The sequence below is a fragment of the Acidovorax sp. HMWF029 genome, from assembly GCF_003060895.1.
Taxonomy (GTDB): Bacteria; Pseudomonadota; Gammaproteobacteria; order Burkholderiales; family Burkholderiaceae_C; genus Acidovorax.
This window is the reverse complement of record NZ_QAIH01000091.1, coordinates 18194-28400: the sequence shown is the minus strand read 5'-3', so window position 1 is coordinate 28400 and position 10207 is coordinate 18194. Positions and strand designations below refer to the sequence as shown.

General features: G+C 66.4%; 8 protein-coding genes. All 8 read left to right on the top strand.

The features are described 5' to 3' along the window. On the top strand, positions 1-1587 hold a 1587-nt coding region (locus tag DBR12_RS05750; protein ID WP_199226636.1), incomplete at its 5' end, for an acyl-CoA carboxylase subunit beta. A gap of 15 nt (positions 1588-1602) precedes the next feature. Beyond that, entirely contained in the window at positions 1603-2733 is a 1131-nt protein-coding gene (locus DBR12_RS05745; RefSeq protein ID WP_108616377.1) for a DNA alkylation repair protein, read from the top strand. A 45-nt stretch (positions 2734-2778) separates the two neighbouring features. Further along, positions 2779-3954, top strand: coding sequence for an acyl-CoA dehydrogenase family protein (locus DBR12_RS05740; RefSeq protein WP_108616376.1), 1176 nt, complete (start codon positions 2779-2781; stop codon positions 3952-3954). Between the two features lie 190 nt (positions 3955-4144). Further along, positions 4145-4957 (top strand): enoyl-CoA hydratase/isomerase family protein, encoded by an 813-nt coding sequence (locus DBR12_RS05735; RefSeq protein ID WP_108616375.1) that lies wholly within the window; start codon positions 4145-4147, stop codon positions 4955-4957. Positions 4958-5179: 222 nt separating this feature from the next. Beyond that, entirely contained in the window at positions 5180-7114 is a 1935-nt protein-coding gene (locus DBR12_RS05730; protein WP_108616374.1) for a biotin carboxylase N-terminal domain-containing protein, read from the top strand. Next, positions 7111-8283 carry an acyl-CoA dehydrogenase family protein gene (locus DBR12_RS05725; protein ID WP_108616373.1) on the top strand — a complete coding sequence of 391 codons (1173 nt, stop codon included), beginning with the start codon at positions 7111-7113 and terminating at the stop codon, positions 8281-8283. The genes DBR12_RS05730 and DBR12_RS05725 overlap by 4 nt, the downstream gene beginning before the upstream one ends. Positions 8284-8440: 157 nt before the next feature. Next, a complete protein-coding gene (locus DBR12_RS05720) occupies positions 8441-9313 on the top strand; it encodes a 3-keto-5-aminohexanoate cleavage protein (protein ID WP_108616379.1) in 873 nt (290 codons plus the stop codon). Between the two features lie 263 nt (positions 9314-9576). Continuing rightward, on the top strand, positions 9577-10207 hold a 631-nt coding region (locus DBR12_RS22550; RefSeq protein WP_233244320.1), incomplete at its 3' end, for a midcut-by-XrtH protein.

Sequence of the window (10207 nt, the reverse complement as noted above, 5' to 3'; positions counted from 1 at the left end):
CACCCAGGCAGCGCCGAGGCCGCGCAGCGCCGCGCGGCGCTGCAGGCCCGCCTGGATGCCCTGCGCGCGCTGGAAGAGCGTGCCGCCGCCGCCTCGGCCCGGTCGCTCCCCCAGTTTGAAAAGCGCGGCCAGCTGTTGCCGCGCCAGCGTGTGGCCCTGCTGCTGGATGCCGGTGCGCCCTGGTTGCCGCTGTGCACGCTGGCGGGCTACCTGCAAGACGTGAAAACCCCAGAGAAGTCAGTGCCTGGTGGAGGCATGGTCGCGGGCATCGGCTTTGTCAGTGGCGTGCGCTGCATGGTCGTGGCCAGCGACTCGGGCATCGAGGCCGGCGCCATCCAGCCCATGGGTCTGGAAAAGATCTTGCGCGTGCAGGAGATTGCACTGCAAAACCGCCTGCCGTTCATCCATCTGGTCGAGAGCGCGGGCGCCAACCTCATGCGCTACCGGGTGGAGGGCTTTGTGCACGGCGGCACGCTGTTCCGCAACCTCGCGCGGCTGTCGGCGGCGGGCATTCCGGTCATCACCGTGCAGCACGGCTCGGGCACCGCAGGCGGCGCCTACATGCCCGGCTTGTCGGATGTGGTGATCATGGTGCAGGGCCGCTCGCGCGCCTTTCTGGCCGGGCCGCCGCTGCTCAAGGCTGCGACGGGCGAGATCGCGACGGAAGAAGAGTTGGGCGGCGCCGAGATGCACACCTCCGTCTCGGGCCTGGGTGAATACCTGGCGCAGGACGACCGCGAGGCGATTGGCCTGGCGCGCGATGTGGTCGCGCAGCTGGGGTGGAATATGCTCCGGCGACCCAGCGCGCCCGCACCTCTCTTGCCGGCAGACGACCTGCTGTCCCTGATGTCCGCGGACCTGCGCCAGCCCGTGGACATGCGCGAGGTGATGGCGCGGCTGGTGGACGGCTCCGAACTGCTCGAATTCAAGGCCCGCTACGGCATGGCCACCGTGTGCGCGCTGGGCCACATTCAGGGCCACGCCGTGGGCTTCATCAGCAACAACGGCCCCATCGACGTGGCGGGCGCCAACAAGGCCACGCACTTCATCCAGTGGATGTGCCAGCTGGGCCACCCCATCATCTACCTGCAGAACACCACGGGCTATATGGTGGGCAAGGACAGCGAGCAGGGCGGCATGATCAAGCACGGCAGCAAGATGATCCAGGCCGTGACCAATGCCACAGTGCCGCAGATCACCATCCAGTGCGGCGCCAGCTTTGGTGCGGGCAACTACGGCATGTGCGGGCGGGGCTATGCGCCGCGCTTCTTGTTCAGCTGGCCGGGGGCCAAGACAGCGGTGATGGGCGGCGAGCAGGCTGCGCGCACCATGCAGATCGTGACCGAGGCGGCGCTCGCGCGCAAAGGCATCACGCCCGACCCCGCCGAGTCGCAAGCCCAGTTCGACAAGATCGTCGCCATGTTCGAGGCCCAGGCCGATGCGTTCTACACCAGCGGCCTGCTGCTGGACGACGGCGTGATCGACCCGCGCGACACGCGCGCCGTGCTGGCGTTTTGCCTGGACACCTGCGCCGAGGCACAGGCCCGCACGCTGCGGCCCCTGAGCTTTGGGGTGGCGCGGATGTGAGGGGTTCCGAAAGACATGGCCGAGCCTCTCAAACACCTGCTCAATGACTCCGTGCCCCCGCGCATCGCGGCCATGGTGCGCCGTGCGTGGCGCAAGTTCGACACTACCGCGTTTCTGCAGCAGGTAGAGCCCGGCTACGAATCGCTGGAGCTGATGGCACGCGGCCAGCGCATTGCGCAGGCCCTGCAGACCCACCTGCCGCAAGACGTGCCGCGCGCGCTGGGCGTGCTGGTCGATTCGATGGACCCGCCGATGGGCATCGATGCCGCCGGTGAGCCCGATGCGGGTGACCGCCCCTACAGCGCCTTCCTGTACTTGCCCCACAGCATCTACATTGGCACACACGGCCTGCCGCATTTCGAGGCGGCCATGGCCGCGCAGCACGCGCTCACCCAGCGCTTTACGGCCGAGTTCTGCATACGCCCCTACCTGCTGCACCACCAGGGCGCCACACTCACACGGCTGCGCGACTGGGCGCACGACGACAACGCCCATGTGCGCCGCCTGGTGAGCGAAGGCACGCGACCCCGCTTGCCCTGGGCGCCGCGTTTGCCTGCATTCCAGAACAACCCGCAACTGGCCCTGCCGTTGCTCGATGCGCTCAAGGACGACCCATCGTCCTATGTGCGTCGCTCCGTGGCCAACCACTTGGGCGACATTGCCAAGGACCACCCCGACCTGGCCGTGGGCACCGCCCGCACCTGGCTGCAGGGCGCACCCGCACCGCGCGAAGCCTTGGTGCGCCACGGCCTGCGTTTTCTCATCAAACGCGGCGACGCTGGCGCGCTCGATGCCTTGGGCGTAGGCCATGCCGTGGCGCTGGATGTGCGGGCCGCCCGCGTGGTGCCCGCCCGCGCGCGCATCGGCGACAAGGTGCGCATCGATGCCGAGCTGCACAACCCCACACCGCAGCCCCAGCGCGTGCTGGCCGACCTGAAGGTGCACTACGTCAAGGCCCATGGCGGTGCGGCGCCCAAGGTGTTCAAGCTGCAGACGCTGGACATTCCGCCCGGTGCCACCGTGGCGGTGGGCAAGACGCTGTCGCTGCAGCAGATGACCACACGCACCCACTACCCCGTCGCGCACCAGGTGGAGCTGGTGCTCAACGGTCGGCCCCAGCCGCTGGGGCAATTTCAGCTTTCGTGATCGAGGTTTGCAGGCATACCCATACAACCGCAGGAGACAAGCACCATGCAGTTCACGCACGAGCACCGCGAGATTCAGAAGACCCTCAAGCGCTTCATCGACGAAGAGATCAACCCCCATGTGGACGAGTGGGAGGCCGCCGAAATCTTCCCCGCGCACGAGGTCTTCAAGAAGATGGGCAGCCTGGGCCTCTTGGGCCTGTGCAAGCCCGAGGAATACGGCGGCCAGGGGCTGGACTATTCGTACAGCCTGGCCATGGCCGAGGCGCTGGGCCACATCCACTGCGGCGGCGTGCCCATGGCGATTGGTGTGCAGACCGACATGTGCACCCCGGCGCTGGCGCGCTACGGCAGCGAAGAGCTCAAGCGCAACTTTCTGGCCCCTGCGATTGCGGGCGACATGGTGGGCTGCATCGGCGTGAGCGAGCCTGCGGCGGGCAGCGATGTATCCGGCATCAAGAGCGTGGCCCGCAAGGACGGCGACGACTACGTGATCACCGGCCAGAAGATGTGGATCACCAACAGCTTGCAAGCCGACTGGATGTGCATGCTGGTCAACACGGGCGAAGGCCCCGTGCACAAGAACAAGAGCCTGGTGATGGTGCCCATGCGCGACGGCCCCGGCGGCAAACTCACCAAGGGCATCGAGGTGGCGCAAAAAATCCGCAAGATCGGCATGCACAGCAGCGACACGGGCCTGATCTATTTTGACGAGGTGCGCGTGCCGCAGCGCTACCGCATCGGCGCCGAAGGCCAGGGCTTCATCTACCAGATGCAGCAGTTCCAGGAAGAGCGCCTGTGGTGCGCCGCCAGCACGCTCGAATCGCTGAACCACTGCATCCAGTGGACCATCGACTACGCGCAGGAGCGCAAGCTGTTTGGCAGCACGCTGGCCGACCAGCAGTGGGTGCAGTTCAAGCTGGCCGAGCTCAAGACCGAGGTGGAGGCCCTGCGCGCACTCACCTACCGCGCCTGCGACCTGTATGTGAACGGGCAGGACGTGCTGGAGCTGGCCAGCATGGCCAAGCTCAAGGCAGGCCGCCTCAACCGCGAGGTGCCCGACACCTGCCTGCAGTTCTGGGGCGGCATGGGCTATACGCTGGAGAACAAGGTCTCGCGCATGTACCGCGACGGGCGGCTGGCGTCGATTGGCGGTGGGGCGGACGAAGTGATGCTGGGCATCCTCGCCAAGCTCATGGGCATTGCGAAACGACCCGTATGAGAGGCAAAAGGTTGTCCCTGCCGCGTGATGCGCGCGCAGTACTGCCCCTCTCCCCTCGCGGGAGAGGGGTTGGGGAGAGGGGGCTGATTTGGCGTTGCCTCCCAGTCTGGCACCCCCTCTCCCCAGCCCTCTCCCGCAAGGGGAGAGGGAGTGAATGCAGCCCGCTGCGTGCATGCAATGGGTCACTGAAATGACAGCCCTCCCTTTGCTCATCGACCGCAGGCCACTTGCTCGCGGCAGCGTCGAAACTTGGACGCTGAACGACCCGGCCAGTCGCAATGCGCTGTCAGAAGCCATGGTGGATGCCCTGCTGGCCGCGTGCGAGCGGGCTGTGGCCGATGCCGACCTGCGCGGCGTGGTGCTGCGTGGCGCGGGTGGCCATTTCTGCGCAGGTGGCAGCCTGGGCGGCTTTGCCAAGACCATTGGCCAGCCCCTGGCTGCGGGCGAGGCTGACCCGCTGGTGCCACTGAACCGCCGCTTTGGCGCGCTGCTGCAGGCCCTGTGTGCGCTGCCGCAGTGGCTCATCGTGGCGGTGGAGGGCGCGGCCATGGGTGGCGGCTTTGGTCTGGCGTGCTGCGCTGATCAGGTGCTGGCACACAGCGGCGCGCAGTTCGCCACGCCCGAGGTCACGCTGGGCATCGTGCCTGCGCAGATCGCGCCGTTTGTAGAGCGGCGCCTTGGCCCCGCAGCGGCGCGGCGTTGTTTGCTGACAGGTGAGCGCTGGGACGCTGCGACAGCTCAACGCGCGGGGCTGGTCGATGAGGTGGTGAGTGGCGACATGGAGGCAGCTGTGCAAGCCGCCATCGCGCGCCACGCCGCCGCAGCGCCGCAGGCCGTGGCCGCTACCAAACGTTTGTTGCTGGCCCAAGCCGAAACGCCGTTGCCCGCGCTGCTGGACGAAGCGGCAATTGCTTTTTCGCAAGCGCTGCGTGGCCCCGAAGCTCCGCAAGGGCTGGCGGCGTTTGCTGCGCGTAAGGCGCCGCCGTGGAGTGCGAAGCCATGAAAAAAAACTTCATCGCCAATCGGGCTGTTCATGCCGCAGGCATGGCGAAGCAAATTGCCCGCGCACGCGCAGCGTGCAGGCGGGCGATGGAGCCGCGAGGGCACAGCCTATGAAAAAGATACTCATCGCCAATCGCGGTGTTCATGCCGTAGGCATGGCGAAGCAAATTGCCCGCGCACGCGAAGCGTGCAGGCGGGCGATGGAGCCGCGAGGGCACAGCCTATGAAAAAGATACTCATCGCCAATCGCGGCGAAATCGCCCGCCGGGTGATACACACCGCCCACCGCCTGGGCATCGAAACAGTGGCCATCTACTCAGACCCCGATGCCAACGCCCTGCACGTGCGCGAAGCCACCCAAGCCGTTGCATTGGGCGGCGCAGCCAGCGCCGACACCTACCTGCGCACCGACAAGTTGCTGGCCGCAGCCCGCGCCACTGGGGCCGATGCGGTGCACCCCGGCTATGGCTTCCTCAGCGAGAACGCCGAATTTGCCCAGGCCGTGGTGGATGCGGGCCTGACCTGGATCGGCCCGCCGCCCGCAGCCATCCGTGCACTGGGCAGCAAGGCCGGGGCCAAAGCGTTGGCGGTCGCGCATGGCGTGCCCTGCCTGCCCGGCTATGCGGGCGATGACCAGAGCGACGAGCGCTTTGCCGTCGAGGCTGCGCGCATCGGCACGCCCCTCATGGTCAAGGCCGTGGCGGGTGGGGGAGGGCGCGGCATGCGCCTGGTCACCGACCTCGCGCAGTTACCTGCCGCGTTGGCCAGTGCCCGGTCCGAGGCGCTGGCGGGATTTGGCTGTGGCGACCTGCTCATCGAACGCGCGCTGCTGCAGCCACGGCATGTGGAGGTGCAGGTCTTTGCCGACGCGCACGGCGGATGCATCCACCTGGGCGAGCGCGATTGCTCGGTGCAGCGCCGCCACCAGAAGATCATCGAAGAGGCCCCCAGTCCCGCCGTGGATGCAGCGCTGCGCGAACGCATGGGCGCCTGCGCTGTGGCGCTGGCGCAGGCCGCTGGCTATGTGGGTGCGGGCACGGTGGAATTCCTTTTGGACGGGGCTGAATTCTTCTTGATGGAGATGAACACCCGCCTGCAGGTGGAGCACCCGGTGACCGAAGCGCTCACCGGGCTGGACCTGGTGGAATGGCAAATCCGCGTGGCGCGGGGTGAGCCGCTGCCGCTTACGCAAGATGAGGTGCATCTGCAAGGCCACGCCATCGAAGTGCGCCTGTGTGCCGAAGACGCGCACTTCCGCCCCCACACTGGCCGCGTGCTGCAGTTCAGCGCGCCGCCCGCCACCGCGTTTGAACGGGCCGCGCCCGGCGCGCTGCGTTTTGACCACGCGCTGGAAGAGGGCGCCGAAGTCACCCCCCACTACGACGCCATGCTGGGCAAGCTCATCGTGCACGCGCCTACCCGGGCCGAGGTCATTGCCGCGCTGGTGCGCGCGCTGCACAGCACCCGCGTGCTGGGCCTGCCCACCAACCGCGCGTTTTTGGTGGCCTGCTTGCAGCACCCGGTGTTTGCCAGTGGGCAGGCGCTGGTGCCGTTCTTGGCTGAACACGCCGCAGATTTGCAAGAATTGCTATTAAAAAGTGAGCTTAAAGCGCTTTCCTTCTGCGCGGTAGAGGCTATTTTTTCTTCAAAAGTTTCGTCTGACTTGCCCTGTGCGCTCGCCCGCCCGATGCGCCTGCGCCACCAGGGCCAGGTGCACTCCATCGCCGTGCGCGAGCTGGGCGGTGGGCGGCTGCAAATAGAGCAGGCCGGGGCGGAACCTGTGACATTGCAACTGCCCCAGCGCGGCGTGCACTGCATGGCGGTGGGCCCCCGGCGCTGGCACTGGCAGTCGGATGGCGTGGACGGCTGGGTGGAAGACGCATCGTGGGAGCCCGCCACACGCGCGGGCGCCGCCGGTGGCGCCACCGAGCTGCGCGCCCCCTTCAACGGCAAGGTGGTCGCGCTGCCCGTGGCAGCAGGCCAGGCGCTGGCGGCGGGCGATACGGTGGTGGTCATCGAATCCATGAAGCTCGAACACAGCCTGGCCAGCCCCGCCGCCGCCACCGTGGCCGAGCTGCTGGTGGCCCCCGGCCAGCAGGTGTCGCCCGGCCAGGTGCTGGCCCGCTTTGCACCCGCCACGCAAGGAGCGCCCGCATGACCGACACGTCCGATGCAAGTTCTGTGAGCGACGAAGACCGTACCGCCCTCACCGACACCGTCACCCGCTTTGCCCGCACCGAAATCGCGCCGCATGTGGACGCGTGGGACGCGGCCGGTGAATTCCCTCGCAGCCTGTACCGCCGCGCAGCCGACCTGGGCCTGCTGGGTCTGGGCTACCCCGAGCAGTACGGCGGAACCCCTGCCAGCTACGCCTTGCGCTTGCCGCTGTGGCGCGCGCTCAGCCGCCATGGTGCCAGCGGTGGCGTGCTGGCCAGCCTGCTGTCGCACAACATCGGTTTGCCGCCCGTGCTGGCGCATGGCAGCGATGCTGTGCTTGCCGAGGTCATCCCGCCCGTGCTGGCAGGCGAGCAGATCGCTGCGCTGGCGATTACCGAACCCGGTGGCGGGTCCGACGTGGCCCAACTCAAGACCACCGCGCGGCGCGAGGGCGACGAGTACATCGTCAACGGCGAAAAGGTATTCATCACCTCCGGCATGCGCGCGGATTGGATCACCGTGGCCGTGCGCACCGGCGACGCGGGCAGCAAGGGCAGCGCAGGTATCTCCATGCTGCTCATCCCCGGCCACAGCCCAGGCCTGTCGCGCAGCAAGCTCGACAAGATGGGCTGGCTCTGCTCCGACACCGCCCACCTGCGTTTTGACAATGTGCGCGTGCCCGCCCGCTACCTGCTGGGCGAAGAGGGCGCGGGCTTTCGCATCATCATGGCCAACTTCAACGGCGAGCGTTTTGGCCTGGCCGCATCGGCCCTGGGCTTTGCCGAGGCTTGTTACGACGAAGCCCTGGCCTGGGCCCGCCAGCGCAAGACCTTTGGCGCCGCGCTGGTGGAGCACCAGGTCATCCGCCACAAGCTGGTGGACATGCAGATGCGCATCCAGTCCACCGCCGCGTGGTGCGAATCCGTGGCTGCGCAGGCCGATGAGGGGCGCACCGAACCGGAATGGGTAGCGAGTGTGTGCCTGCTCAAGAACCACGCCACCCAAACCATGCAGTTCTGCGCCGACCAGGCCGTGCAGATCCTGGGCGGCATGGGCTTCATGCGCGGCACCGTCAGCGAGCGCATCTACCGCGAGGTCAAGGTCATGATGATTGGCGGTGGTGCGGAAGAAATCATGAAAGACCTGGCCGCCAAGCAGCTCGGTATATGAGGTGTGACATGGGCCAAAAACTCACCGCCACCCCATCCGTTCGGGCTGAGCCTGTCGAAGCCAGTGCGCCCCGCCTTCGACAGGCTCAGGCCGAACGGTCAGTGGATTGCAAAGCAGCAGTAATGCCATTCGGAGACGCACCATGACCAGTCACGCCATCAGCCACAAAGCCATCATCACCTGCGCCATCACCGGCGTGCTCACCGACCCCGGCCAGCACCATGTGCCTGTCACGCCCGAGCAATTGGCGAAAGAAGCCCGCCGCGCCTACGACGCAGGCGCCGCCGTGGTCCACGTGCATTTCCGCAACCAGGAGCCCGGCAAGGGCCACCTGCCCAGCTGGGACCCGCAGGTGGCGCGCGACTGCGTGCAAGCCATGCGCGAGGCCTGCCCGGGTTTGATCATCAACCAGACCACCGGCGTGGTCGGCCCCCACTACCAAGGCCCGCTCGACTGCCTGCGCGCCACCCGCCCCGAGATGGCCGCGTGCAACGCCGGATCGCTCAACTACCTGAAGGTGCGCAGCAACGGCACCTGGGCCTGGCCGCCCATGCTGTTCGACAACCAGCCCGCCAAGGTCAAGGACTTCATCGACGTGATGCTGGATACCGGCACGCTGCCCGAGTTCGAATGCTTTGACGTGGGCATCGTGCGCTGCGTGGAGATGTATGTGCAGACCGGCATGTACACCGAGCGCCTGCCCGAATACAACTTTGTGATGGGCGTCGAATCCGGCATGCCTGCGGACCCGGATCTGCTGCCCATTTTGCTCAAGCTGAAAATCAAGGACGCCCCCTGGCAAGCCACCGTCATCGGCCGCAGCGAGATCTGGCCCGTGCACCAGCGCGTGGCCGAGCTGGGCGGGCATCTGCGCACGGGGCTGGAAGATACGTTCTATCTGCCGGATGGGACCAAGGCGGACTCGAACGGGCCGTTGATTGAGCAGCTGGCGGAATACGCGCGCAATGCGGGACGGGAGGTGGCTTCGCCGCAGGAGGCGCGGGGGATGTTGGGCTTGGCTGATGCTTGATGGGGACGGGCACTTTCGCTGCAGGAGCCAAGTGAATAAGAGCGGATTTGCACTTCTGTGCTTGACTTGAAACTGCGGAACATTTTCCAATAGCGCTTTTTTGCGCGCCCATGGCCTTTCTCCTTCTCGCTCGGTGAGGCAGATGGTTTACGCGCAAGCTCGTTCGTGTCCTCGCCGTCTGCTAGTTCAGCTTCCACAGGGTCGTTGGTGGTGCTGGATGATCTGGGGGGCATCACTCCTTTGATCTGTTCGCAAAGCACTAGTTGAAAGAATTGCCGATGTTGGGCCAGCAGCCTTGTCTACCAAGTTCACTAAAACGCCTTTTTCAAACCTCACTGATCTTGGTGGCTGTGCCTTCAGTCCAGGCTCAAACCATTACGGCCGCGCCTGCTATTTCCCCAGCATCGATACCTGTTGATCATCCGGTAGCCCTGCTCCTGCTTGTGTTGGCGATGGCTGCATGCGTGCCATGGATGTTGCGCAAGGGTTTGATCTCCGCGCGCGGTTTACGCACGATGGGGGCGGGCCTTGTTGCGGTATCCGTGGGGGTAATGGTGCTGTGGGGCGACAATGTGCGAGCCCAGCTGCAGGAATTGCAGCAGGCCTTCACCCAGCCTGGTGGTCAGACCCTGTCCATTCCGGTGCAGACGACGGGCACCATGCCCAGCGGCAGTCCCTTGGGGTTTTTACCTGTGGTGCACACGAACCAGACTGCGTCTGGTTTGCGCATTGCAAGCATCACGTTGCCTGCTTGGAACACCTGTTTTCCGTTGGGTGTGCCGTCTCCGCTCCCAGTGACGCCTGCCCGGCCCGGCGCGCAGTGCGCCATGGGCACAACGCTGGCTCCTGGTAATGCATGTTGGGTCGATGTGGCCAAGTTGTGTGCTGATGCCG